Here is a 26,838-nt window from a genome sequence, read left to right as displayed (position 1 = left end):
TAAAATATAGTATCGCATTCGTAGTAATGTTATTTTCTTCTTCACTACAAGCTCAAGTAGATGAACAGGATCAAGATACCTTAAAAACAGGCGTAGATTTAGGTAAAATAGAAATGCCTAATCCTAAAAGTATATTAGAATCATATACCTATGATGCCGCATCTGATAGATATATTTATACTAATTCAGTTGATGGGTTTAATATTAATTATCCTTTAATTTTAACGCCTAAACAGTATGATGAACTGGTATTACGTGAACAAATGCGTAAATACTATCAAGAAAAATCAGCAGCTATTGATGGGAAAAAAGCGGGTTCTGATGCTGCAAAGAAAAATTTGTTGCCAAGATATTATGTGAATTCTAAGTTCTTTGAAGCTATTTTTGGTAGCAATACTATTGATGTGAAACCAACAGGTTCTGTAGAGTTAGATTTGGGTGTACGATTCACAAAACAAGACAATCCATCTTTTTCACCTAGAAACAGAAAAACAACAAGTTTTGATTTTGATCAAAGAATTAGTGTCGGATTGCAAGGAAAAGTTGGTACAAGATTAAGCGTAAACGTAAATTATGATACACAATCAACTTTTGCTTTTCAAAACTTAATTAAATTAGAGTACGCACCAACTGAGGATGATATAATTCAAAAAATAGAAGTGGGTAATGTGAGTTTCCCGCTTTCAAATTCTTTAGTTCGTGGTGCTCAAAGTTTATTTGGAGTTAAAGCACAGTTACAATTTGGAAAAACAACTTTTACGGGTGTTTTTTCGGAACAAAAATCGCAAACAAAATCTGTTACATCTCAAGGAGGAGGAACATTGCAAGATTTTGAAATGTTTGCTTTAGATTATGATTCGGATAGGCATTATTTTCTGTCACAATATTTTAGAAATAAATATGATAAAGCATTGGAAAACTATCCCTATATTAATTCTCGTGTACAAATTACAAGGATAGAAGTTTGGATTACCAATAAACAAAATAGAGTAAGTACTACTGAAAATAATTTAAGAAATATTGTTGCTCTTCAAGATTTAGGAGAAGCACAACTTTTTGGAATAGCAGATAGTGAGGTTGTTGGGGTTTCAGATGCTGGATTTTTTAATGTTTCCCCTGATACACCAACAAATAATGCAAACAATAAATTTGATCCTAATAATATAGGAAGTAATTTTTTGAATAGTTCCATTAGAGATGTTGCAACGGCTTCAAATGGTTTTAATATTCCTGCGGTAGCTGAAGGAATAGATTTTGCTAAATTAGAAAACGCAAGAAAACTTACAGCTACTGAATATACTTTTCACCCACAATTAGGTTACATTTCGTTAAATCAAAAATTAGCAAATGATGAAGTTTTAGCGGTTGCTTATCAATATACAATTGGTGATCAGGTATATCAAGTTGGAGAATTTGGAACAGACGGAGTAGATGCAACTAATGTTGATACAGCTGGTGTTCCCTCATCTCAAGCTTTGGTTTTAAAAATGTTAAAAGGAAATTTAGTAGTTGTTGAAGAACCAGTTTGGGATTTGATGATGAAAAATATTTATCAAATACCTGGTGGTTATCAATTACAGCAAGAAGATTTTAAGCTTAATATTTTATATACCGATCCTTCGCCATTAAACTATATAACACAAGCAGGGATTGATCCACTTCCTGTTGGTGTTGAAGAAACACCATTGTTAAAAGTCTTTAATGCTGATAGACTAAATTATACCAATGATCCTCAAGATGGAGGAGATGGTTTTTTTGATTTTATTCAAGGATTAACTATAGACGCCCAAAAAGGAAGAGTTATTTTCACCACAGTAGAGCCATTTGGTAAGCATTTATTTGAAAAATTGCGTTTAAATGGTGCTGAAGATTATGATGGAGGAATATATAATACAAACCAAACAAAATACGTTTTTAGAAATTTATATAAATCAACACAAGCTGCTGCTTTACAAGAGAGTGCTAAAAATAAATTCCAATTAAAAGGACGTTATAAATCTACTGGAGGTGATGGAATTTCTATTGGTGCATTCAACGTACCTCAAGGCTCGGTGGTAGTGACTGCAGGTGGTAGAACACTTGTTGAAGGTGTTGACTATACTGTAAATTATCAATTAGGAAAAGTTCAAATTTTAGACCCTTCTCTACAAGCATCAAATACACCAATCGAAGTTTCAGTTGAGAATAACTCTATTTTTGGTCAACAAACCAGAAGATTTTGGGGTTTCAATGTAGAACACAAATTCAATGATAAATTTTTAATAGGTGCAACCCTTTTAAATATGACCGAAAGACCATTTACGACAAAATCTAATTATGGTCAGGAATCGGTTAACAATACTATTTTTGGATTGAATACTAATTTTTCAACAGAAGTTCCATTCTTGACTAGATTAGTAAATAAATTGCCAAATATTGATACGGACGTACCGTCTAATTTATCATTTAGAGGAGAAATAGCTTATCTAAAACCTGGTAGTTCAAAAACAGATCAATTTAATGGCGAAGCTACAACCTATATTGATGATTTTGAAGGCTCACAATCAACAATTGATATGCGTTCAGCTTTATCATGGAGTTTAGCTAGTGTTCCATTAGAAGGGGACTATGATGGAGACCCAACTTCAAATGAACCTCCTGTTGACGTATTAAGTATTGGAGATAAACGAGCAAAAATGTCATGGTATTCAATAGATCCATTGTTTTATACACAACCTCCTTCTGGAATCAACGATGATGACTTGTCGTTTAACAAAACGAGACGTATTTTTAGTAGAGAATTATACCCAGTTACAGACATTGCTCAAGGGCAATCAACGGTTATTAGCACTTTAGATTTAACGTATTTTCCAAAAGATAGAGGGCCTTATAATTTTAATTCTTCATTAGCAGCAACGAATGTGTTCACTGATGCTGATGCTCCAAATAACTGGGCAGGAATTATGCGACCTATCAATTCTACAAATTTTGAGCAATCAAATGTAGAATATATTCAATTTTGGGTAATGGATCCATATTACGGGAATCCAGGAGATGTTACTGATCCAACAAATTCAGGTAAAATAGTATTTAATCTAGGTGAAATTTCTGAAGATGTATTAAGAGACGGAAGAAAATTATTTGAAAATGGTTTGCCTGAAGCTGGTTCAACTCAACCAACGGTTGAAACTACTTGGGGTAAAGTTCCTGCTTCTCAATCTTTAATATACGCTTTTGATACATCTGAAGCAAATAGAGCAGTCCAAGATGCAGGTTATGACGGGTTGACAGATGTTGATGAAGCAGCAAAATATACAAATTTTGCAGCTCAACCTGACCCAGCTGCAGACAACTATCAGTTTTATTTAAGTGCATCTGGAGATGTAATCAATAGATATAGAAATTATAATGGTAATCAAGGGAATTCCCCAGTAACCGTTACGGATACTAATAGAGGAAGCACAACTTACCCTGATGTTGAAGATGTGAATCGAGATAATACTATGAATACCATTAATGCGTATTTTAAATTTGAAGTGCCAATTCAATATTATCCACCAGGAGCAGTTCCAGTAGGACAAAATTATATTGCAGATTATAGAGAAGATGATAATGTTGATTTACCAAATGGGGAAACAGGTAAGGCAAGATGGATTTTATATAAAATTCCAATATTAGAATTTACTGACGATAATAAAGTTGGGCCAATTTCTGATTTCCGTTCCATACGTTTTATGCGTATGTATATGGCAGGATTTAAAGATGAAGTAACGTTGCGTTTCGGAGCTTTAGATTTAGTAAGAGGCGAATGGAGAAGATATACAAGTTCGTTAGATGTAAATGATATCGATGTAGATGATGACAATACAGGATTTGATGTTGTCGCTTTGAATGTTCAAGAAAATGGTAGTAGAAGTCCAATTAATTACGTAACTCCACCAGGTGTTGTTCGTGAACAATTATATAACAATAACACAGTAATTAATCAAAATGAACAATCACTTTCATTGAGAGTATACAAGAAAGACCCAGCTTTGTCTGGTTTGGGAGGATTAGAAACACAAGATTCTAGAGCTGTTTTCAAAAATGTAAATGTTGATATGCGTCAGTTTAAAAAACTTAGAATGTTTTTACATGCTGAAGCAATTGAAGGAAATACAAATCCTGATCGTTTGGAAGATGATGAAATGGTTGCTTTTATAAGATTTGGAAATGATTTTACTGATAACTTCTATCAGGTTGAAATGCCATTAAAAGTAACAGATCACGGCGCTACATCCGCTGATGAAATTTGGCCAGCAGATAACGAAATTGCCTTACCGTTATCATTATTAACAAAGCTTAAAATTTTAGCATTAGGCAATGATCCAGCTATTATATATGATGCAAATGGAATTGGATTTGTTGAAGAAGAAGCAATCGGTTCAGAGGATAATAAATTAACGTTAGGGATTAAAGGAAACCCAAATTTTGGTCTTGTAAGAACGTTAATGGTTGGGGTTAAAAATAAAAACTCAGGAGATCCATTAAGAGGAGAAGTTTGGTTTAACGAGTTGCGTATTTCTGATATGGATAATAAAGGAGGATATGCAGCTGTAGCTAATTTAGACACAAATCTTGCTGATTTCGCAAATGTTTCTGCAACAACAAGAGTTAGTACCATTGGTTTTGGATCATTGGAGCAAGGACCAAATGAAAGAAGTAGAGAAGATGTTTTTCAATATGATGTTGTAACCAATGTTAATTTAGGAAAATTATTACCTAAAAAATGGGGAGTTAATTTGCCGTTTAATTATGCTGTTGGAGAAGAAACTATTACACCAAAATATGATCCATTTTATCAAGATATTGAGTTAAATCAATTATTAGATATTACAAGTGATGCAACTGAAAGAGCAAATATTGAAAATAGAGCTATAGATTATACAAAACGTACAAGTATAAACTTTATTGGAGTTAAAAAAGAAAAGAATCCAGAAAAGAAAAGTCATTTTTATGATGTTGAAAACTTAACACTTTCTTATTCGTTGAATGAAACAGAACATCATGATTATGAAATCGAAAGTTTAGTAGATAAACAAAATCGTTCTTCAGTTGATTACGCCTATACATTTAAACCAAAAACTATTGAGCCATTCAAAAACTCAAAAGCATTAAAGAAAAGTGGTTATTATAAAATGTTGTCGGATTTTAACTTTAATTTCTTGCCAACTAATATCAACTTTAGTTCAAATATTATAAGACAATTCAATAAACAACGTTTCAGACTAGTTGATGTTCAGGGAATTGGGCTTGGTGATTTGTACCGAAGAAATTATTTCTTTAATTATCAGTATGGTTTTAATTATAATATTACAAAAGCACTTCGTGTGAATTATACGGCTTCTTCTAATAATATTGTGCGAAATTATTTGGATGAAAATAATTTGCCAATCGATGGATTAGATATTTGGGATGATTATTGGAATATTGGTCAATCTAATCAACACAATCAGCAAATTGTAGTAAATTATGACTTACCAATTAATAAAATTCCAGCTTTAGCCTTTATTAAATCAACTTACATTTATACTGGTGATTACAATTGGCAACGTTCATCAGATGCTTATTCAACTGTTGAGGCAGAGGATGGTACTATTTATGCGCTTGGAAATACAATTCAAAATGCAAGTTCACACAAATTAAACACTACGTTTAATATGGACACCTTTTATAAATATATTGGTTTAACAAAAAACAAATCAAATAAATCAAAAAACAAATCTAAAGATACTAAAGATAAAGGAGCGGCTCCAAAACCAGGACAAAAACTAGTGGCGGCAAACAAAAACATTAACTCTGAGCGAAATATTTTTGTGAGTGGTTTAATCGGATTAGTTACTAGTGTAAAAAATATCCAAGTAAATTATACTGAAAATAGCGGGACTGTACTGCCAGGATATTTGCCAGGATTAGGATTCTTTGGTTCTTCTAAACCTACACTTGGATTCGTTTTTGGAAGTCAATCAGATGTTCGATATGAAGCAGCTAAAAATGGTTGGCTTACTTCATTCCCAGAATTCAATCAAAATTTTACACAAGTTGAAAACAAGCAATTAAATTTTACGGCTCAATTAGAACCGTTCCCAGATTTAAAAATTGATTTGACTGGAGAAAGAATGTACTCTTTTAATTATTCTGAACAGTATGATGTTACTGCGGGTCAGTATAATTCGCGTTCACCGTATGATTTTGGTAATTTCAACATTTCAACAATTTTAATAAAAACTGCATTTTCGCAAAGTGATATTAATTTTTCAGCGGCATTTGAAGATTTTAGAGATAACCGTATAAAAGTTGCTAATCGTTTAGCAGAATCTTATTACGGAAATGTTACTATACCAAGAGATGCAGAAGGTTATCCAATTGGATATGGTAAAAATAGTCAACAAGTATTATTACCAGCTTTTATTGCAGCGTATTCTGGAACAGATGCTGGAAAAGTATCAACAGGAGTATTTAGAAATGTGCCATTGCCTAACTGGAATGTAAAATATACAGGTTTAATGCGTTATACTTGGTTTAAAGATAAATTTAAAACATTTTCAATTCAACACGGTTATAGAGCTAGTTATAATATCAATTCATTCCGTTCTAATTTGAATACAACTCCAACAGATGCTAATGGAAATTTCTATGCTAATAAGTTAATTTCAAATGTAAATTTAGCAGAGCAGTTCAATCCATTAATAAAAGTGGACATGACTTTGAAAAACTCTCTTAAAATTTTAGCTGAAATTAAAAAAGACAGAACGTTAAACATGAGTTTTGATAATAATTTACTAACAGAAGTAAGTGGCAATGAATATATCATAGGACTAGGATATAGAATTAAAGATGTTACTATAAATTCTTCTTTGGCAGATAATGTTTCAGGAGTTATAAAAAGTGATGTTAATATAAAAGCAGATTTTTCTTTGCGAAAAAGCAACACAATTGTTCGTTATCTGGATTATGACAACAATCAATTAGGAGGAGGTCAAAATTTATGGTCGGTAAAATTTACTGCAGATTATTCGTTTAGTAAAAACCTAACTGCAATTTTATTCTATGATCATCAGTTTTCTCAAGCAGTAATTTCAACATCATTCCCAATTACTAATATTAGAGCAGGATTCACGCTTCGATATAATTTTGGAAACTAAAAAACAAAAAAACCTGTACTTATTTACAGGTTTTTTTGTTTCTACAGGGTTGTAAAAAAATAACAAAAAACATATTTTGCAATTCAATAAATACAATTACATTTGTACAACAAAAAATCATATTAAAATGAATATACCAACTAATTTAAAATACACAAAAGACCACGAGTGGGTTTTAGTTGATGGAGATGTTGCAACAGTAGGAATTACAGATTTTGCTCAAAAAGAATTGGGTGATATTGTATATGTTGAAGTAGAAACATTAGATCAAACGTTAGATAAAGATGAAGTTTTTGGAACAGTTGAAGCTGTAAAAACAGTTTCTGATTTATTCTTGCCTCTTTCAGGTGAGATTATAGAATTTAACGATTCTTTAGAGTCTGCCCCAGAAAAAGTAAATACAGATCCTTACGGAGATGGATGGATGGTAAAAGTAAAAATTTCAGATGCTTCAGAAGTTGAAACACTTTTATCAAGTGAAGATTACAAAGCACTTATCGGAGCGTAATTTTTTTATACTTGCTATTCTTTGGACAATTGGAATTACCATTGGAAGTTTAGTAAGTTTAAATAACACACCTAAATTAAGTATTCCTGGAAAAGACAAAACCGCTCATTTTATATTTTATTTTGTGTTTGTGCTGTTTTGGTATTTAGCATTAAAAAGCAAAGTAAAGAATAAAAATTTCAACCTTGTTTTAGTTTTTGCAACGGTTTTGTATGGAATTGCTATGGAGATTATGCAATCGCTATTAACAGAAAATCGGCAAGCTGATTTTTATGATATATTAGCCAATACATTTGGAGCGCTTTTTGGAATTTTCATAGTTTGTATGTTTTTAAACAAAAAAACAACTCACATAAATTATTCTAAGTATAAAAACTTCAAATAATTACTATAAAAATATCCCATTTCGATGGGATTTTTTTATTTTTACCACATATTACAAATACTACAAAATGGACATCAAGCAATATTTAGATTCTACTTATTTAAAAACAGCGGAACAAGCAAATTTATCAGAAGAGAAGAATACTGAAGTGGTTAAAAATTGCATTCAAGAGGCGATTGATAATAACTTTAAATTGATTATGATTCGACCTGATAAAGTGGTTTTGGCAAAAGAAATGATTCAAAAATCTAATTCTAAAGTAACTATTGGAACTGTAATTGATTTTCCAGAAGGAGATGGTGCTCTTGAATCTAAACTTGAAGAAGCTGCTCAAGCCGTAAGAAATGGTGTTGATGATTTAGACTTTGTAGTTGATTACAAAGCATTCAAAAATGGTGCGATTGACGAAGTAAAAAAGCAAGTAATTGAGTGCACAAAATTTGGATTAAAACACAACAAAATTGTAAAATGGATTATCGAAGTTGCTGCTTTAGATAATCATCAAATAGTGCAGTTATCGGCATTGATAAAAAATGTAGTAATAGCTAATTGTAGTGAAAAAGACTATGAAAAAGTATTTGTAAAATCATCAACAGGATTTTATAAAACACCAGAAGGAATGCCAAATGGTGCTACAGTTCCAACAATTAAATTAATGTTGGAAAACTCGTTTCCTTTGCCAGTTAAAGCAGCTGGTGGAGTTAGGACTTATGAAGAAGCCGTTGAAATGATTCAGTTAGGCGTAAAAAGAATTGGAACTTCTGCCGCAAAAGCAATTGCAAATGGAGAAATTTCTAAAAGCGAATATTAATAAATTATGAAAAAATCCCTGTGTTTTCTGATTGCAATTATTGGTTTTTCAGCTTTCGCTCAAACTAATACTAATGAACAATTTCCTGTTTTTCCAGATTGTGTAAACGCTATGAGCAATCAACAAGAAGGATGTTTTTATACTACTATTCAAAACTTTTTTTACACTAATTATAAGGTTCCGCAAGAATTGCAAACTGGCAATTATAAAGGAAATGTAATGGTGCTTTTTGAGGTGGATACTACTGGTGTATTTAAAGTTTTATATATTGATGCTGCACATGAGTCGTTAAAAATAGAAGCAAAAAGAGTTTTTCAAACTTTACCGAAAGTAATTCCTGCTAAATATTCGGGGAAACCTACTTATTCTAAATTTACATTAAAACTTTCTATTCCATTAGAACAACCAAAACCTTTTGAAGATAGAAATCAAGTATTACAGGATAAGACAAATAGCGCACTTATTGACAATACGAAAGAATTGTCTGAATATGATTCAATTGTGTATAAACCATTTGAAAATCCACAATTTAAAAGCAATGGAAATATACCGTTTACACATCAAAATTATGCGGTATTTGACGCCTTGTTAAACCAAGTTGGAAGCAATAATCATACAGCTTCAAAGCCTTATTCGTATGATGAAGTGGCTAAATATTATGATTTTGAAGCAGTTAATCAAACTGCTTTAAAACAAAAAACATCTTGGTGGGGAAGAAAATTTTGGAATGAAAATTTAGTTGCTATACAAGGTCAAGAATATTGGTTTACATTGAACCCAATTTTAGATTTAAGAATTGGAAAAGATATTGAAAGCGAAGCTTCAAATACATTTGTGAATACTCGTGGATTAAAAGTTGATGGAGCTTTAGGGAAGCAATTAACTTTTACAACTTCTATTTATGAAAGTCAAGGGCGATTTGCCGATTATTATAATGCTTATTCAGAAAGTATTAAGCCTTCTGGTGGAAATCCAGCTATTATTCCTGGAATAGGAATAGCAAAGCGTTTTAAAGAAGATGCTTATGATTTTCCAATGGCGGAAGCAAATATAAAATACACACCAAGCCAATTCATTAATTTGCAATTAGGGTACGGAAGAAATTTTCTTGGCGATGGATACCGTTCATTATTACAAAGTGATGGAGCCAGTCCTTATCCTTTTTTTAAAATCAATACAACTTTTTGGAAAATTAAATATACAAATACTTACATGTGGTTAAAAGATGTAAGAGATTTAGCAACAATTGACGGAACTTATGCAACAAAATATATGGCAAGCCACTATTTGAGTTGGAATGTTACAAAACGATTTAATTTAGGTTTCTTTGAAAACGTAGTTTGGACCAATACAAACGATAGAGGTTTTGATTTTAACTTTGTAAATCCATTGATATTTTATAGAGCAGTAGAGTTTGGTTCGTCTTCAAAAACAGGAAATGCTGTTTTAGGACTTTCTTCAAAATACAAATGGAACAATCAAATTAATTTTTATGGACAATTTTTAATTGATGAATTTGCCATAAGCGATGTGCAAGAAAGTAATCAAAGTTGGAGAAATAAATTTGGATATCAACTAGGGGTAAAATATTATGATGCATTTAAGATTAAAAATTTGATGCTTCAATTAGAATATAATCAAGTGAGACCTTATGTGTATTCGCATAGCAACCCTTTGACAAATTATGGGCATAATAACCAAAGCATGGGGCATAATTGGGGTGCAAATTTCAGAGAATTAGTAGCTATTGCAAAATATTATAAAGGAAGATACTTTGCTGACGCAAAATTAATCTACGGACAACGAGGTTTTGATTTCAATAATGGAGTAGATAATTATAATTATGGCGGAAACATTTATTTGGATTACGATGAAAATCGACCATACGATACAGGTGTTTCTATAGCGCAAGGGAATAAAACCACAGTTTTGATAGCTGATTTACAAGTAGGTTATTTGGTTAATCCAGCTTCAAACTTAAAGGTTTTTGGAAATGTCTTAGTTAGAAATTTTGATCCAACAGCTGAAACTGCTACCACAGTACAATCAAATACTACTTGGTTTTCAATTGGGCTAAGAAGCGATTTGTTTAACTGGTATTTTGATTATTAATGGTTTTTTAGATTTTCTAAATTCAAATTCTAAATTCTAAATTCCAAATCGTATATTTGCACGCAATTTCAAAGCAAAAACAAAAAAGTGGATATAAACACACAACCTCAAATTAAAAAATCTTTATATAAAGACTTTGTAGAAGTTACGAAGGCTCGATTAGCAATTAGTGTTGTTTTTTCAACAATTGCAGGTTATTTGTTGGGTGTTGATTCTTGGTCTTCACAAAATTGGTTCGTACTATTATTATTAGCAGTTGGTGGATATTGTATGGTTGGAGCTTCAAATGTTTTCAATCAAATTATTGAGAAAGATTTAGATGCCTTAATGGATAGAACCCAAAATCGTCCGCTTCCATCAGGTAGAATGACCAAACAGACAGCTTTCATTTTAGGAAGTATTTTAACCATACTAGGCTTAATTATCTTATACAATGTAAATCCGAAAACTGCTATGTTTAGTGCAATTTCGATTTTTATGTATGTGAGTTTATACACACCGTTAAAAACAGTTACACCATTATCTGTATTTGTAGGTGCATTCCCTGGTGCAATTCCATATATGCTTGGTTGGGTAGCAGCTACGGGGCATTTTGGTATTGAAACAGGAACTTTATTTATTATTCAGTTTTTTTGGCAGTTTCCACATTTTTGGGCAATAGGTTGGTTTTTGTATGACGATTATAAAAAAGCAGGTTTTTTTATGCTTCCAACGGGAAATAAAGATAAAAAGACTGCATTGCAAACAATTTTATATACTTTTTGGACTATTTTAGCCTCAGTAATTCCTGCATTTGGATTTACAGGTAAATTGTTTTTGTCTAAACCAGCTGTTGTGGTTGTAGTTTTGTTAGGTGTTTGGATGCTATATTACGCTTTTAAACTACATAAAGAGATGGACGCAAAAGCTGCTAGAAAATTAATGTTAGTAAGTGTGTCATACATTTCATTATTGCAAATAGTATATGTTTTAGATAAATTTTTACGATAGTTATGGAAAATAAAATGACTTTTGAAGAGGAACAAGAACGTAAAGGAAGAACATATAAGTTGTTACTTTGGTTTGGAATGATAAGTATTGCAATGATTTTTGCGGGATTAACAAGTGCTTATGTTGTAAGTAAATCTAGACCTGATTGGTTAAAAGATTTTCAATTGCCGACGGCATTTTTGATTAGTACAATTGCTATGTTAGTGAGTAGTTTTACATTTTATTTGGCTTTACAGTCGATTAAAAAAGGAAATAGAAGCCAAACGACTATTTTGTTACTTTCAACCTTAGGGTTGGGTATAGCATTTATTTTGTTACAATTTAAAGGATTTGGACAAGTAATAGATAATGGCTATTTTTTTACTGGAAGTGAAAGTAATGTTACGACTTCTTTTTTGTATATTGCTGTTTTAGTACATATTGCACACCTGTTAGGTGGAATAATTTCACTTTTAGTAGTAATTTATAATCATTATAAACAAAAATACAATTCGGCTCAAACCCTTGGTATAGAGCTAAGTGCAATGTATTGGCACTTTATGGATTTTATTTGGGTTTATTTGTTTTTGTTTTTCTATTTTTTCAAATAGAAAAAAAATAATAAATTTGGGAACTTTTTAACAATTAAAAAATTTATGGGAGCGACAGTTATTTCAAATGAACACGCTTTAGACGGAGGTCCAGGACCATTAGGAGCAACCTATGGTAAAATGATGATGTGGTTTTTCATCTTATCTGATGCATTAACTTTTTCAGGATTCTTAGCAGCGTATGGTTTTTCAAGATTTAAGTTTATTGAAACTTGGCCTATTGCTGATGAGGTTTTTAATCACTTTCCATTTGCACATGGTGTTGATGCTCCAATGTATTATGTAGCGTTAATGACTTTTATCTTAATCTTTTCTTCTGTAACTATGGTATTAGCTGTAGATGCAGGGCACCAATTGAAAAAAACCAAAGTAGCTGTTTATATGGCACTTACAATTGTTGGGGGGTTAATATTCTTAGGTTCCCAAGCTTGGGAATGGAAAAACTTTATCAAAGGTGAATTTGGAGCTGTTGAAACTAAAGGAGGTTCTATCTTACAATTCGTAAAAAAAGGAGCTAATGGTGAATATGAAAGAGTAGCTCTAGGTGATTTTGCTTTAACATTGCCAGAAGAACGCGAACAATTAAACAGAAACAATGGTTTTTGGTTCATGGATGAAGCTTCAATTCCTTCTCATTCAGTAAATGAAGTTGTACAAGGTTTCAAAGCTGATGAATCAATATTAGTTCGTACAGAAACCATTAATGCTGAAAAAGAAAAAACAGTTCTAACTAGAGAAGAGTCTATCAAAAGATTAGCGGATACTAAATATGTAGTTGAAGGAGCTAACTTAGTTAGAAATGAATATGGAAGTAAATTGTTTGCTAACTTCTTTTTCTTTATCACTGGTTTTCACGGATTTCACGTTTTTACAGGAGTTTTAATTAATATCATTATTTTCTTTAATATATTATTAGGAACTTACGAAAAAAGAAAAAGTTACGAAATGGTTGAAAAAGTTGGATTGTATTGGCACTTTGTCGATTTAGTATGGGTGTTTGTATTTACTTTCTTCTACTTAGTATAATTTATTTAATAAAAGCATATCATGGCACACGCACACGAATCACATACAGGAAGAATTTGGAAAGTATTTGTAATTCTATCTATTATTACTATTGTTGAAGTATTGTTTGGTATTTTTAAACCTAAATCATTATACTTTAATAATTTTGCAGGAATGAATTTACTTAATTGGTTGTTCATTATCTTAACAATCGTTAAAGCATATTATATTACTTGGGCTTTCATGCACATGGAAGGCGAAAAAAAATGGTTTAGAAGATCAATCGTTTGGACAGTAGTATTCTTAATATTATATCTATGTTTCATAGTTTTAATTGAAGGAGCTTACGTTTTTGATGTTTACAAAACTGGACATATCAAGTGGAATTTTTAACACTTGTTTCTATAATTTAATCCCGATTTACATCGGGATTTTTTTTACTTTTGTGTTTACTAAATTTACTGCGTTTTTATGAAAAACAAATTAGTCCTAATATTACTTTTTGTATTGCCTATTGCAATTTATTTAATATTTTCAACGGCAACACATAATTCACTTTTTTTGCCAACTATTTCTAAAGCTAATGCTGATATTCCTCATAATTGGAAAGGATTGAATCATGAAAATATTAGTATGAAGGATAAGATAACGGTTTTAGGTTTTGTAGGAAATAATGTAATCGAAAATAGAGGGAATTTTTTCAATTTAAATCAGAAAATTTATAATAAATACAAAGGATTTAAAGATTTTCAAATGATAATGGTTGCGCCAATTGGTAATGAAGCTAAAGCGAAACAGATAATAGATGAGTTAGCACCAATTACTGGAGAAATGACAGGATGGAAATTTGTATTTGCTACTCCAGAAGAAATTCAATCGTTTTATGATAGTTATAAATTGGTTGGAAAATTAGATGCAAATTTTGGTACCCCAGCTGTGATTATAGTAGACAAAGAATTAAATCATAGAGGAAGAAAAGGGAAAAATAAAAAAGGCGTTGAAGAATATAAAGAAAGTTACAATACCATTTCTGCAGCTGATTTGCATAATGAAATGACTGATGATATTAAAATTATTCTTCGCGAGTATAGACTAGCACTAAAGAAGAATAAAAACGAGAGAAAAGACGCGTTCAGAGATAATATCAAACAAAATATTGAAAGAAATAAATAAGAATTGAAGATGAAAAACAAGTCATATATTGGAATTTCATTTATTGTTTTAATTTTTGGAATTTGGGCTGTACCTAAAATTATTGCTAAATTTCAAAAATCTGATTTAGTTGAAATTGGACCTGTTCCAGCATTTGAATTAACAGATCAAAACAATAAAAAAATTTCCAATAAAGATTATTTAGGGAAAGTGTATGTGGTCGAATTCTTTTTTGCTACTTGTCCAACTATTTGCCCAAAGATGAATCAAAGCATGTTACAATTGCAAGAAGAATTTTATGGCAATCCAAATTTTGGCTTAGCATCCATTACTATTGACCCAGAACATGATACTGCGGCTGTTTTAAAAGAACATGCAAATCAATTAGGAGTGAAGCATTATAATTGGCATTTCTTAACAGGTGATAAAAAATATATTTATGGATTAGCAAATAAAGGATTCAATTTATATGCTGGCGAAAACAACAAAGCAGCAGGAGGATTTGAGCATTCAGGTTTATTTGCATTAGTTGATAAAGGAGGTAATATCAGATGTAGAAAAGACACTCAAGGAAATCCAATTTTATATTATGATGGGTTAGATGTCAAAGGTGTTGAAGCTATTAAAGAAGATATTAAAAAATTATTAGAAGAATAAAACAAAGTACGAAGTAAATAACACGAATTTCAAAGTAACAAAATGGAAAATAATATAGAAACAAAATACAATAAACTAATAGTAGTTTTATCAATAGCTATTCCAGCGGTAGTTGCGCTACTTTTTGGGGTTAATTTAAAAAGAATGGGCTTTGATGTAGAACCATTGTCTTTTTTGCCGCCTATTTATGCAACAATTAATGGTTTAACTGCAGTAATTTTAGTTGCAGCAGTTATAGCTATAAAAAACGGAAAAAGAAGTTTACATGAAAACTTAATGAAGTTTGCTATTGCTTGTTCGGTAGCGTTTTTAGCAATGTATGTTGCCTATCACATGACATCAGATTCTACAAAATTTGGTGGAGAAGGTGTAATTAAATACATATATTATTTTATTTTAATCACTCACATTGTGTTGTCAGTTATTATTATTCCGTTGGTTTTAACTACTTATGTAAAAGCATGGTCGCAACAATTTGATAAACATAAAAAAATTGCAAAAATCACCTTTCCAATATGGTTATATGTTGCAGTTACGGGTGTAATAGTTTATTTAATGATATCACCTTATTATGCAAGTTAAAGTTAATAAGGGAAAAGCGAAAAGGGAAAAGCGAAAAGTTTTACAGATAGTTGTTTTTACTATTGCCTATTGCCTATTGCCTATTGCCTCAAAAGCACAATGTGCCATGTGTCGTGCCGCTCTTGAAAGCGAAGATGGCGGTGTAAAAGCTGAAGCAGTTAATGATGGTATAGTTTATTTAATGGCAATACCTTACATTTTAGTAGGCGTTTTAGGCTATGCAATTTACAAAATGCGATATGGTAAGAAGAAGTAAGGAGTTTTTTTAGCTAAATTTGTTAAACTCATCTCTATCTTCAATTTATCAATAGTGAATTTGTTATTTCTAACTTAATCTACTCCATACCATCAATTTTAATATTCATTTTTCCAGAAGTAGTTATAAATGCGATAATGGCTTTATCTGTTAATTCCACTTTTTCAAATTCAAAATCGTTTAGGGTGCCATTTACAAAAACACCTTTCATTGGCGAATAATTATTCAAATAAGGTTTCATGTTTTGCTTTCCTTCTTCAAGATTTCCTTTGATAGAATAGCGACAGTTTTCTTGTATTTTCTTCAATATTGTGCCTTGCATTAGCCAGTTTGCCGATTTCATTAAAATACTTTTGGTATTCAAAACATAATCCATTTGGTCAAAATATATTTCTTTTGTAATTGGATTATAATTTGGAATTCCTACTAAATAAATAGTGCCATTAATACTTCCTAAAACATCTAAAGCAATAATCATTTTACCATCTTTTTGCCATAAATCTACTTTTTGAACTACTATTTTTCTACTTCCTGAAGCAAATTCTTGACCTTGAAAATTTTTGGTTACAATTTTACTAGCACTTTCATAGGTTGATACCGCAACAACAGAAGCTGTTGTGTTATCAGGAATTGAAGCAACTGGTTTTAATACAATTTTAGAAGCATCAAATCCGTTTTTGGGTTGTTGTCCTACCATGGTTTGCATATTGCACTTCAATCCCATGTTCATTGTGATTTTTGATTTTGCAAGTTTGGCTTCGGTTACATATAATTCCATAGGCACCATTTTGAACCAAGTTTCATATTGTTCACTGGTTAAAAAAGGTGTGCTTAGTTTTTCTAAAACTGATAAAACATGCGGTTTAAAATCACAACTTTCATCAATAGCTTTGTCAATTTTTTTAGCAATTTTAGTTTTAAAAATGCTTAAAGTTGGATTGATTATATAGGTGATTGGAACATTTTTTCCGGCTAACAATATGCTTGGGCTTTCACTCCATTCGAAATCCTCTAATTTGGAATTAGTGGTTAATTTCCAATTGGTTAAGTGTGTTTTGCTGTTTAAAGTAATGGTTCCGTTTAAATTAATTTCTCGAGTATCATTTAGTCCTAAAAAATCAGTTCCGTACTTGAATTTTGCCCAAATTTTTAATGGAATTACCGAAACAATATTTCCGTCTTTTTCAGTTAATTTGATAGGTGCTGTTTTCCATATTTTCATTTCGGTTTTGTCATCATTCAAAATGGAATCATTGTAGATTAATCCGTTTAAATTTTTATTCAACTGGTGCTCAATTTCATTTAACGTTATCTCTACGGGCATAGCTACAAACGAAGTTTTATTTTTGTAAACAACGGGAGTATCGTTTGAAGGAGCTGGTTTTAAAGCTTCAATTTTTTTAGTAGTTCCACAAGAGATTAATACTAAAAAGGTAGTGCAAATTAGCGTTAAGGCAACAAATATTTTCATTACTGATGGTATAAATTCAATTTTTTCGATGTAAATGTAAAATTTTAATTGATATCTGTAACAAAATTATAAAAATGAGGTCTTATAAGAAATGAGAATTAAAGTGCGTAAAATGATATCAAAAAAAATAGTGCTATTACTACTTTTTGTAGGCTTTCAATTGGCTGCCCAAGATAAAAAATGGACGTTGGAAGAATGTGTAGATTATGCCATAAAAAACAATATTTCCATCAAACAATCTGAGTTAGATTTGAAAACATCTGACGTTGAAAAAATGGAAGCCATTGGAGGATTTTTACCTACTTTGAGTGCTAATGCAAATTATAGTGTAAATACTGGAGCAAGTATTAATCCTGTTACAAATCAGTTCCAAAACGAAACTTTTAAATCTTTTTCTGCTGGAGCCAATTCAAATATCACTTTGTTTAATGGTTTGGCTAACTGGAAAACATTACAGCGAACCAAGTTAAATAAAATAGCAAATTCATATCGTTTGGATAAAATGAAAGATGATATTGCGCTTTCGGTTGCTAATTCATATTTACAAATTTTGTTCAATAAAGAACAATTGAAGGTACAAAAAAATCAAAATCTGATTACAAAAGAGAATATCAAAAGAACACAAGATCTAATTGAAGCAGGTTCTGTTCCAGCTGGTGATATATATGAACTGCAAGCAACCGATGCTTCACAACAACAACAAATTATTAGTACTGAAAATGCTTTGTTGATTTCAAAAATTGCTTTGTGTCAAACATTGTTAATTGAAGAGTATGCAACATTTGATATTTCTGATGAAGCCATTGATTTGCCACTTTCAAATGTGAGTAATGAAACACAAGAAGCTATTTTGGCAAAAGCAAAAGAATCGGTTAAAGATGTGAAAATAGCTATGTCAAATGTTGATTTGGCTAAAAAAGATTTGGCTATTTCTCGTTCTTCTTATTTACCTACTTTAACTGGTTTCGTAGGATACAACACGCGTTGGTCAGAAAGCACTCCATTTAATTTTGTTGATCAATTGTCTTTATTTGATGGAACTGCTATTGGATTGCAATTGAATGTTCCTATTTTAAACGGATTAGCTACAAGAGGAAGAGTTCAACGAGCAAAAATTAGCCAAGAAAGAGCCGAATTTCAATTAAAACAAGCGGAATTAGATTTAGAGCGTAATGTATATCAAGCTTATAATGATGTAATCAATGCAAGAAAATCTTTTGAATCGGCCCAAAAATCATTAGATGCAAGAAAATTAGCTTTTGATTTTTCTAAAGAAAGATATGAAGTAGGTTTACTTAATGCGTTCGATTTTTCTCAAGCAACAATTGCATTAGAAAATGCACAATCTGAAGTTCTAAGAACAAAATATGATTACATTTTTAGAACTAAAATATTAGAATTCTATTTTGGAATTCCATTAATAAAAAAGCAATAATAAAAAATTAAATAAATAGTCATGTCAAAGAAAACCATATTCATTTTATTAGGAAGTGCTATTGGATTAATCCTGTTATTAGTTGGACTTAAAAAAGGAGGCATTATTGATAATAATGATGATTCAAAAATTGTCGAATTGTCAAAAGTTGCACAAACTACTATAGTTGAAACGGTTTCGGCTACTGGAAAAATTCAACCTGAAATTGAGGTAAAAATTTCATCGGAAGTTTCAGGTGAAGTAATTGCATTACCTGTAAAAGAAGGGCAACAAGTTAAAAAAGGAGATTTATTAGTTCGCATCAATCCTGATTTATATGAATCTGGTGTTAATCGTTCAGTAGCTTCTATGTCTACTACGAAAGCAGGTTTAAGTCAGGCAGATGCTCAGGTAAAAGAAGCCAAAGCAAACTATGATAGAAACAAAAGATTATTTGAAAAAGGAATTATTTCAAAATCTGAATGGGATAAAGTGGTTTCTTCTTATGAGGTAGCCGTTGCTAATAAGCAATCTGCATATTATCAAGTGCAAAGTGCATCTGCAACTGTAACTGAAGCTAAAGATAACTTAGGTAGAACTACTATTTATGCGCCAGCAGACGGAACTATTTCGTTGTTAAATATAGAATTAGGTGAACGAGTTTTAGGAACTCAACAAATGACAGGAACAGAAATTCTTAGAATCGCCAACTTAAACAATATGGAAGTTGAAGTAGATGTGAATGAAAATGATATTGTGAAAATAAACATTGGAGATTCTGCAAATATAGAAGTTGACGCTTATTTGAAAAGAGAATTTAAAGGAATCGTTACAAGTATTTCAAATTCGGCGAGTACAGCTTTAACCGCAGACCAGGTAACTAATTTTAAAGTAAAAGTTAGAATATTAAAAGAATCTTATCAGGATTTGCTAGCAGGTAAACCAGAAAACTATTCCCCATTTAGACCTGGAATGACTGCTACAGTAGATATTATTACAAAACGTAAAGAAAATATTGTAGCCGTGCCAATTAGTGCTGTTGTAATTAAAGATGATACCACTTCAGTAAAAAAAGATATTGTTGCAGAACTAGAGAAAGAAGAGCAAGAGAAAAAAGGGACTGCACCAAAAAGCGATAAAAAATATGAATGTGTATTTGTAAAAGTGGGTGACAAAGCAAAATTACGTGTAGTAAAAACAGGTATTCAAGATGATAGTAATATAGAAATTATATCTGGTTTAAAACCTGGTGAGGAAATTATCATCGGGCCTTATACAACGGTTTCTAAAGATTTAGTGTCAAATGATAAAGTAAGAGTTGAGTCTGATAAGGATAAAAAAGACAAAACTGAAGCAAAAGAATAAAATTTTGATTATATTTGAGTTAGATAAGGCGCTAGAAATAGCGTCTTATTTTTTTTAGAGCGGATTCCTTAGTAACTTTGTAATTCAAAAATCAATTATGTCGCTTATTTTAAATTTAGAAACCGCTACAAAAAATTGTTCAGTAGCTTTAGCAAAAAACGGAAAAACCATTGCTTGTAAAGAAATTGCGGCTCAAAATTTTTCTCATGCCGAAAAGTTGCACGTTTTTATTGCAGAAATTTTAAATGAATACAACATCAAGTTTTCTGATTTAAACGCTGTTGCTGTAAGCCAAGGTCCTGGTTCTTATACTGGTTTGCGAATTGGAATATCTTCGGCAAAAGGATTTTGTTATGCTTTGAATGTCCCATTAATAGCAATAGATACTTTACAACTTTTAGCTAAACAAGTTGAAATAGAAAACGGCATTATTCTTCCAATGATTGATGCTAGAAGAATGGAGGTTTTTTCCGCTTTTTTTGATAAAAATCACAAACAAATTAGAGCTACACAGGCTGAAATAATTGACGAAACCTCATATCGAGAGATTACAGAAACAATTCATTTAGTAGGTGACGGAATCGAAAAGTTTAAAAATACATTAATCGATGAAAAATTTGTATTTCATAGTTCAAAAGTATTTCCTTCGGCTAACGAAATGAGTGCTTTATCCTTTGAAAAATTTCAAAAAAAGGAATTTGTTGATGTAGCTTATTTTGAACCTTTTTATCTAAAAGATTTTGTTTTAATTAAATAATTAAAGTTTTACAATAGCTTTGCTGAACTCTAAAATATCTGAACTTACTTTTGAGAAATCAGTATTATTTGTCCAAACTTTTACAACAAAAACAATTGTAGTTTCTGATAATTCATTCACTAACACTTCAGGTTTTGGTTCTTGTAAAATGAGTTCATGAGTAGATGCAAAATTTAAGATATTTGATTTAATTTCTGAAAAATTAGACTGGTAACTTGTTTTTAATATCAAATCAGCTCTTCTAATTCCTAATTGTGAATAGTTTTTAATTTTTCCATTCGATAAAATCCCATTTGGAATATAAATCACTTGATTGGTTGCAGTGATTAATTTAGTTGAAAATATCAGAATTTCTGCTACTTTTCCTGTTTCGCCATGCGCTTCAATCGTATCCCCAAGTTTGAAAGGCTTGAATAATATGATTAAAATTCCTCCAGCAAAATTTGACAATGAACCTTGTAATGATAAACCTACTGCTAATCCAGCTGCTCCTAAAATAGCAACAAATGAAGAGGTTTCTATCCCAAGTTTTGATATGACAGTAACAAATAAAAGAATGCGAAGTGTCCAAAAAATTAGATTTCCAATAAAATTAGAAAGTGTTAATTCTACATTTCGCTTTATCATTAATTTTTTAGCGGTTCTAGTAATAAAACTTGTAGCCCATAGTCCAACTAAAAGAATAATAACCGCCACGACAAATTTTGGAGAATATTCTAGAACTAATTTTTTAACGGTTTCAAAATAATTTTGAATTTCTATTGCTGTCATGATTTGATTTTTGATTGAATTACTTCAAAAGAAGTTTCGGGTTGTAAACAACTTTTCTTTTCACAAAGGTAAAACAAGGTTTCATTTACTACAAATCGATGTGCTAAAAATGGTATTGAACTATTTCTACTGTTTCCGGCAATAATTATGTTTGGAAGATATTCTTTGTTTACTTTTTGTAATTCTTGTTGAGCTTTTTCGCCACAAATAGCCAATTCTTTTCCTCTATTTTTTGTTAACCATAATTTCATCCAGTTAGAATAAGCTGATGCATAATCAATTTTTACAGTTATATGATGTAGCATTTGGTTGACTAATTTTTCGTAGTAGGAGTTATGGTACAATATGCTTAAAACATACAAATTGTTTGCCATAACAGAATTTGCAGCAGGGATAACATTATCTTCTACTTCAAAATGTGGAGCGATTAATTGGGAATCATTCCTTGAGTTAAAAGCAAAAAAATGTTGGTTTTCATCATAAAATTGTTCCAAACAATAATCGGTTAATTGTTTTGCATTTTGAAGATATTCTTCATTAAACGTTACTTGATATAATCGGATGAAAGCATCAATAGTAAAAGCATAATCTTCTAAAAAGCCTTCAATTTTTGCAGTTTCATTTTTGTAAGAATGAAGTAAATTGCCTTCTGGTGTCCAAAGTTTTTGGGTGATAAAAAGTGCATTTTTTTCAGCTATAGCTAAATAATCTATATTTCCTAAGGCGCTGTAAGCATCCGTGTAACCTTTGAGCATCATAGCATTCCATGAAGTTAGGCATTTGTCATCTAATCTTGGTTTTTGTCTCTTGTTTCGGACTTGATAAAGTAGATTTTCCCAACCTTGTTTTTTTGCTATCAATTCTTCTAGGGAAAGGTTATTTTTAGTGGCAATTTCTGTCAAACTTTCTTTTTGTATTAAGACATAATTTTCGTGTTCCCAATGACCAAAAGAATTGAGGTTAAATACTTCAGCAAACAAATAATAATCTTCCTTAAGGATAAATTCTAATTCGTTTTTTTTCCATACATAAAATGCGCCTTCTTCTAATTCTTGATTTTCGGTTAAGCTATCAGCATCAAGCGAGGCATAAAATCCTCCAGATTTATCCGTTAATTCATTTGAAATAAATTGCAAAGTTTTTTCAATAATAGACTTGTATAATGGGTTTTGTGAGCGTTTATAGGCATCAGCATAAACTGAAATTAATTGACCATTATCATACAGCATTTTTTCAAAATGAGGAACATGCCATTTTATGTCAACCGAATAACGTGAGAAACCACCGTCAACGGTGTCAAATAGTCCTCCATAGGCCATTTTAGTTAGAGTTAAATCAACATGATTTAAAACGAAATCATTTTGAAAAACATAGCCATAATATTGAAGGAACTCAAGATTGTTTGGCATCATAAATTTTGGAGCTCTTGCGTATCCGCCATATTCTAAATCAAAACTTTTTTGCCATTTTTCAACTAAAAAATGAATATTTTCAAACGGAAATTCATCGGTGTGTTTATTTTGTTCAACTATTCCTAGAATATTCAAGCCTTCGTGTAATTTTTCGGCATATTCGATAACTTTTTTACTGTGATTTTGATACATATCAGCAAGTTGTTCTAAAGTATCAATCCAATTTTCTTTTTTTACGTATGTTGCTCCCCAAACGGGTCTTCCATCGGGTAAACAAACAACATTCAATGGCCAACCTCCTTGTCCTGTCATTATTTGTAAAGCTTTCATATAAATGGCATCCACATCTGGTCGCTCTTCTTTGTCAACTTTAATAGCTATATAATTGTTATTCATGACTGCTGCTACCTCATTATTTTCAAAACTTTCATGTTCCATAACATGACACCAATGACAAGCAGCATAGCCAATACTTATAATGATTAGTTTGTTCTCATTTTTTGCTGTTGCCAATGTGCTATTGTTCCATGCTTTCCAAAAAATTGGATTTTGAGCATGCTGTAATAAGTAAGGACTTGATTCTAGATGTAGTTCATTCATAAAAAAAGCGTTCATTGTTAGAACGCTTAAAGGTAAAATATTTTTAAATAGGTTTGGAGTTTATCCATTAATTGCTTCAACTTTTATATCTTGATCTTTTAACATATCTTTTAACATGTTCTCGATACCATTTTTTAAAGTGAAGGTTGATGAAGGACAACCGCTGCAAGCTCCTTGTAATACAACTTTTACTCTTTTTTCGGTGGGGTCAAAGGATTCGAACATGATGTTTCCGCCGTCACTTTGAACAGCAGGTTTAACGTATTCTTCGATGATATTGATAATTTGTTGTGAAGTAACGTCTAAGTTTTCAAAATAACTTTCTTGTTGTTTTTGATGATTGTCGGTTTTTATAATAGCGTTTTCATCAATCACAGTTCCTCCATTCTCAATATATTCTTTAATGAAAGTTCTTAATTCCAAAGTTATTTCATCCCATTCTGTTACTGCAAATTTGGTTACGGAAATATAATTTTCATCAATAAAAATTTCTTTTACAAAAGGAAATTTGAATAATTCTTTAGCAAGTGGAGATGCTGCTGTTTCGTCTATGTTTTTAAATTCAACCGCAGTCTTGGTCATTAATTTGTTAGAAGCAAATTTTAAAACAGAAGGATTAGGCGTAGTTTCAGCATAAATAGTAACAGGAATTTTTTTATTCTTGTTTTCATTAATTTTTAATATTTCTCCACCATTTTCAATGAATCCATTAATTTGGTTTGCCAAATCATCTTGAACGTCTTCCCATTCTACAATTGAAAATTTTTCAATGGCAATAAAATTAGCTGAAATATAAACCGTTTTTACAAAAGGCAAGAAAAATAATTGCTTGGCTAATGGTGATTGTTGAGTTTCATCAATATTTTTAAATTCAAAATTTTCAGTTCTGATAATGAACTCATCTAATTCAAATTTAACAATTGAAGGGTTATTTGTTATTTTTATCGATATTACGCGCATTTTGACTATGTTTTTGCAAAGATAAGAACAAAATTCTATCAAATGTTTATATTTGTTTTTTTAAAATAAAATTAACTTTAGGTTAAAAAAACGACAAACAACTATACAATGAAAAAACTTTACTCATTCTTTTTGTTTATAACTGCCATCGGTTTCTCTCAGCCGATTGTTGTTAACACAACAACTCACACTGTACCGCAATTGGTTGAGGATGTATTGATTGACTCTCCTTGTGCGTTAGTGAGCAACATATCATGGAGTTCTGGAGCAACATTAGGAACAAGAACAGGGATTGGATATTTTACCAATACAAATCCCAATTTTCCTATAAGCGCAGGGGTTGTTATGAATACTGGTGCTTTAACAAATGTACCAGGTCCTAATACTACAACGTTAAGTGATGGTTCTTGGCCAGGAGATAATCAATTGTTCAATTATATTCAGGCTTTAGGAATTGATCCAGGGTTGACAGATTATAATGACGCTACTATTATTGAGTTTGATTTTATGCCGTTGACAGACCAAATGTCATTTAATTTCTTATTTGCATCAGAAGAATATGGTACTTTTCAATGTAATTATTCTGATGCTTTTGCTTTTTTTTTAACAGATGTTACAACTGGAACAGTAACTAATTTGGCCTTAGTGCCGGGGACTTCAACTCCAGTTTCTGTAATTACTGTTAGAGATAATGCAAATAATGCAGGTTGTTCTTCAGAGAATATTGCTTATTTTGGAGAATTTAATGGAGGGGCTAATGCAGCTGGAGCTGCGATTAATTTTAATGGACAAACTGTTTTAATGACAGCCGCTTCAACGGTTACACCTAATAACCCATATCATATAAAATTAGTTATTGCAGATAGAAATGATAGTGCTTACAACTCTGCGGTTTTTATTGAGGCCGGAAGTTTCAATGTTGGGGTAGCTGATTTATCTTATCCAGTAGGTATTGGAGTTGAAACTGATGATATGACTGAGGCTAATGGTTTGGCAATGTGTCCTGGTGATACAAGATTATTAGATTCTAATTTAGACCCAGCGGATTATAATTTTATATGGACATTAGATACAAATGTTATTGTTGGAGCTACAGGGTCGACATTGTTAGTGTCTCAACCTGGTACATATTGTTTGCAAGCAAGTAATATTTCTGGAGCTTCATGTACACAAAGCGATTGTATTGTTGTTGAATATTTACCAGGTATTACTATAAATCAAAATCCACCAGATTTATATAGTTGTACTTATAACTTTAATTTGGCAGATAATAATTTGTCTGTGCTAGGATCATTAAGTCCTTCGGATTATGATGTATTGTTTTATCTAACAGCTCAAGATGCAATTGATAATATAAATCAGATCTCTGCAAACTTTACTGCAACTCAAATTGTTACAACTATTTATGTTCGAGTAGAAAATTTTGCAATTCCTTGCCCTGCTTTTACTCAGTTTGATGTTATTGTAAATTCTGCACTACCAACAGCAACTATTTCTGGTACAGCTACAATCCCGTCTGGAACAACTACAGTAATAACTTTTACTGGAACACCAAATGCAGTTGTGACATATAATGTAGACGGTGGACCAAATCAGACGATAACATTAGATGCATCTGGAAATGCAAGTATAACTACTCCAGCATTAACAGCTAATTCTACATATAATTTAGTAAGTGTAAATAGTGGGTGTGTTGTTACTCTTTCGGGTAGCGCAGTAGTAACTGTTTTTACAGGTCCCACTGCTTCAGTAACAGCAAATACAATTTGTTCAGGCAATACAGGAACTGTTACTTTTACAGGAACACCAAATGCAGTTGTGACGTATACAGTTGATGGTGGAGCAAATCAAACAATAACATTAGATGCTGCAGGACA

Annotated in this window: 21 protein-coding genes; 17 read left to right on the top strand and 4 right to left on the bottom strand. The window is 31.3% G+C overall.

Going from position 1 to position 26,838, the window contains the following annotated elements:
- Positions 1–26: 26 nt before the first annotated feature.
- From sprA to VK164_RS08885, 13 genes are all read left to right on the top strand, one after another.
- On the top strand, positions 27–7,163 hold the full coding sequence (sprA, locus tag VK164_RS08945) for a cell surface protein SprA (RefSeq protein ID WP_324209485.1): 7,137 nt from the start codon (positions 27–29) through the stop codon (positions 7,161–7,163).
- Positions 7,164–7,290: 127 nt separating this feature from the next.
- Positions 7,291–7,671, top strand: a complete 381-nt coding sequence (gene gcvH / locus VK164_RS08940) for a glycine cleavage system protein GcvH (RefSeq protein WP_324209017.1) — start codon at positions 7,291–7,293, stop codon at positions 7,669–7,671.
- Positions 7,640–8,056, top strand: a complete 417-nt coding sequence (locus tag VK164_RS08935; protein ID WP_324209016.1) for a VanZ family protein — start codon at positions 7,640–7,642, stop codon at positions 8,054–8,056. Before gcvH ends, VK164_RS08935 begins: the two co-directional genes overlap by 32 nt.
- Before the next feature lie 67 nt (positions 8,057–8,123).
- A complete protein-coding gene (gene deoC / locus VK164_RS08930; protein ID WP_324209015.1) occupies positions 8,124–8,867 on the top strand; it encodes a deoxyribose-phosphate aldolase in 744 nt (247 codons plus the stop codon).
- A gap of 6 nt (positions 8,868–8,873) precedes the next feature.
- Entirely contained in the window at positions 8,874–10,979 is a 2,106-nt protein-coding gene (locus tag VK164_RS08925) for a gliding motility protein RemB (protein ID WP_324209014.1), read from the top strand.
- Between the two features lie 87 nt (positions 10,980–11,066).
- The gene (gene cyoE, locus VK164_RS08920) at positions 11,067–11,969 is read left to right on the top strand and encodes a heme o synthase (protein WP_324209013.1); all 903 of its coding nucleotides are present in this window, start codon (positions 11,067–11,069) and stop codon (positions 11,967–11,969) included.
- 2 nt (positions 11,970–11,971) lie between these two features.
- Positions 11,972–12,559, top strand: coding sequence for a cytochrome c oxidase subunit 3 (locus VK164_RS08915; RefSeq protein WP_324209012.1), 588 nt, complete (start codon positions 11,972–11,974; stop codon positions 12,557–12,559).
- A gap of 45 nt (positions 12,560–12,604) precedes the next feature.
- Positions 12,605–13,585 carry a cytochrome c oxidase subunit 3 gene (locus tag VK164_RS08910; protein WP_324209011.1) on the top strand — a complete coding sequence of 327 codons (981 nt, stop codon included), beginning with the start codon at positions 12,605–12,607 and terminating at the stop codon, positions 13,583–13,585.
- 21 nt (positions 13,586–13,606) lie between these two features.
- Entirely contained in the window at positions 13,607–13,957 is a 351-nt protein-coding gene (locus VK164_RS08905) for a cytochrome C oxidase subunit IV family protein (protein WP_166234788.1), read from the top strand.
- A 78-nt stretch (positions 13,958–14,035) separates the two neighbouring features.
- A complete protein-coding gene (locus VK164_RS08900) occupies positions 14,036–14,737 on the top strand; it encodes a hypothetical protein (protein ID WP_324209010.1) in 702 nt (233 codons plus the stop codon).
- A gap of 9 nt (positions 14,738–14,746) precedes the next feature.
- Positions 14,747–15,373 (top strand): SCO family protein, encoded by a 627-nt coding sequence (locus VK164_RS08895; RefSeq protein ID WP_324209009.1) that lies wholly within the window; start codon positions 14,747–14,749, stop codon positions 15,371–15,373.
- Between the two features lie 42 nt (positions 15,374–15,415).
- Entirely contained in the window at positions 15,416–15,955 is a 540-nt protein-coding gene (locus VK164_RS08890) for a DUF420 domain-containing protein (protein WP_324209008.1), read from the top strand.
- A complete protein-coding gene (locus tag VK164_RS08885) occupies positions 15,945–16,211 on the top strand; it encodes a hypothetical protein (protein ID WP_324209007.1) in 267 nt (88 codons plus the stop codon). The genes VK164_RS08890 and VK164_RS08885 overlap by 11 nt, the downstream gene beginning before the upstream one ends.
- Positions 16,212–16,290: 79 nt before the next feature.
- Here VK164_RS08885 and VK164_RS08880 read toward each other — a convergent pair whose 3' ends face one another.
- On the bottom strand, positions 16,291–17,682 hold the full coding sequence (locus VK164_RS08880; RefSeq protein WP_324209006.1) for a DUF4403 family protein: 1,392 nt from the start codon (positions 17,680–17,682) through the stop codon (positions 16,291–16,293).
- A 112-nt stretch (positions 17,683–17,794) separates the two neighbouring features.
- Between VK164_RS08880 and VK164_RS08875 the strand changes: the two genes are divergently transcribed.
- The 3 genes from VK164_RS08875 (at position 17,795) to tsaB (ending at position 21,218) form a co-directional block, all read left to right on the top strand.
- Entirely contained in the window at positions 17,795–19,117 is a 1,323-nt protein-coding gene (locus tag VK164_RS08875) for a TolC family protein (protein WP_324209005.1), read from the top strand.
- Between the two features lie 21 nt (positions 19,118–19,138).
- Complete coding sequence (locus tag VK164_RS08870; protein WP_324209004.1) at positions 19,139–20,461, top strand: efflux RND transporter periplasmic adaptor subunit; 1,323 nt, start codon at positions 19,139–19,141, stop codon at positions 20,459–20,461.
- A 97-nt stretch (positions 20,462–20,558) separates the two neighbouring features.
- Entirely contained in the window at positions 20,559–21,218 is a 660-nt protein-coding gene (tsaB, locus tag VK164_RS08865; protein WP_324209003.1) for a tRNA (adenosine(37)-N6)-threonylcarbamoyltransferase complex dimerization subunit type 1 TsaB, read from the top strand.
- On the opposite strand, the gene VK164_RS08860 is transcribed toward tsaB, so the two are convergent.
- From VK164_RS08860 to VK164_RS08850, 3 genes are read right to left on the bottom strand one after another with little or no spacing between them, the layout of a single operon-like run.
- A complete protein-coding gene (locus tag VK164_RS08860) occupies positions 21,219–21,989 on the bottom strand; it encodes a mechanosensitive ion channel family protein (RefSeq protein ID WP_324209002.1) in 771 nt (256 codons plus the stop codon).
- Complete coding sequence (locus tag VK164_RS08855; RefSeq protein WP_324209001.1) at positions 21,986–24,016, bottom strand: thioredoxin domain-containing protein; 2,031 nt, start codon at positions 24,014–24,016, stop codon at positions 21,986–21,988. Before VK164_RS08855 ends, VK164_RS08860 begins: the two co-directional genes overlap by 4 nt.
- Before the next feature lie 45 nt (positions 24,017–24,061).
- Positions 24,062–24,961 (bottom strand): NifU family protein, encoded by a 900-nt coding sequence (locus VK164_RS08850; protein ID WP_324209000.1) that lies wholly within the window; start codon positions 24,959–24,961, stop codon positions 24,062–24,064.
- Positions 24,962–25,069: 108 nt separating this feature from the next.
- Here VK164_RS08850 and VK164_RS08845 point away from each other — a divergent pair.
- Positions 25,070–26,838, top strand: a 1,769-nt coding sequence (locus tag VK164_RS08845; protein ID WP_324208999.1) for a choice-of-anchor L domain-containing protein, incomplete at its 3' end; no start/stop codon positions are given.

The organism is Flavobacterium sp. (assembly GCF_035299005.1).
Lineage (GTDB): Bacteria > Bacteroidota > Bacteroidia > Flavobacteriales > Flavobacteriaceae > Flavobacterium.
This window is presented reverse-complemented; position numbering and strand designations above follow the sequence as displayed.

What these genes read in the sequence shown, in the direction of transcription:
- deoC (WP_324209015.1), top strand. Translation starts at nt 8,124, where the DNA reads ATGGACATCAAGCAATATTTAGATTCTACTTATTTAAAAACAGCGGAA.
- VK164_RS08915 (WP_324209012.1), top strand. Translation starts at nt 11,972, where the DNA reads ATGGAAAATAAAATGACTTTTGAAGAGGAACAAGAACGTAAAGGAAGA.
- VK164_RS08855 (WP_324209001.1), bottom strand. Translation starts at nt 24,016, where the DNA reads ATGAACGCTTTTTTTATGAATGAACTACATCTAGAATCAAGTCCTTAC.
- VK164_RS08910 (WP_324209011.1), top strand. Translation starts at nt 12,605, where the DNA reads ATGGGAGCGACAGTTATTTCAAATGAACACGCTTTAGACGGAGGTCCA.
- VK164_RS08890 (WP_324209008.1), top strand. Translation starts at nt 15,416, where the DNA reads ATGGAAAATAATATAGAAACAAAATACAATAAACTAATAGTAGTTTTA.
- VK164_RS08900 (WP_324209010.1), top strand. Translation starts at nt 14,036, where the DNA reads ATGAAAAACAAATTAGTCCTAATATTACTTTTTGTATTGCCTATTGCA.
- VK164_RS08895 (WP_324209009.1), top strand. Translation starts at nt 14,747, where the DNA reads ATGAAAAACAAGTCATATATTGGAATTTCATTTATTGTTTTAATTTTT.
- VK164_RS08925 (WP_324209014.1), top strand. Translation starts at nt 8,874, where the DNA reads ATGAAAAAATCCCTGTGTTTTCTGATTGCAATTATTGGTTTTTCAGCT.
- gcvH (WP_324209017.1), top strand. Translation starts at nt 7,291, where the DNA reads ATGAATATACCAACTAATTTAAAATACACAAAAGACCACGAGTGGGTT.
- VK164_RS08905 (WP_166234788.1), top strand. Translation starts at nt 13,607, where the DNA reads ATGGCACACGCACACGAATCACATACAGGAAGAATTTGGAAAGTATTT.
- VK164_RS08885 (WP_324209007.1), top strand. Translation starts at nt 15,945, where the DNA reads ATGCAAGTTAAAGTTAATAAGGGAAAAGCGAAAAGGGAAAAGCGAAAA.
- VK164_RS08870 (WP_324209004.1), top strand. Translation starts at nt 19,139, where the DNA reads ATGTCAAAGAAAACCATATTCATTTTATTAGGAAGTGCTATTGGATTA.
- VK164_RS08875 (WP_324209005.1), top strand. Translation starts at nt 17,795, where the DNA reads ATGATATCAAAAAAAATAGTGCTATTACTACTTTTTGTAGGCTTTCAA.
- sprA (WP_324209485.1), top strand. Translation starts at nt 27, where the DNA reads ATGTTATTTTCTTCTTCACTACAAGCTCAAGTAGATGAACAGGATCAA.
- tsaB (WP_324209003.1), top strand. Translation starts at nt 20,559, where the DNA reads ATGTCGCTTATTTTAAATTTAGAAACCGCTACAAAAAATTGTTCAGTA.
- VK164_RS08850 (WP_324209000.1), bottom strand. Translation starts at nt 24,961, where the DNA reads ATGCGCGTAATATCGATAAAAATAACAAATAACCCTTCAATTGTTAAA.
- VK164_RS08860 (WP_324209002.1), bottom strand. Translation starts at nt 21,989, where the DNA reads ATGACAGCAATAGAAATTCAAAATTATTTTGAAACCGTTAAAAAATTA.
- VK164_RS08880 (WP_324209006.1), bottom strand. Translation starts at nt 17,682, where the DNA reads ATGAAAATATTTGTTGCCTTAACGCTAATTTGCACTACCTTTTTAGTA.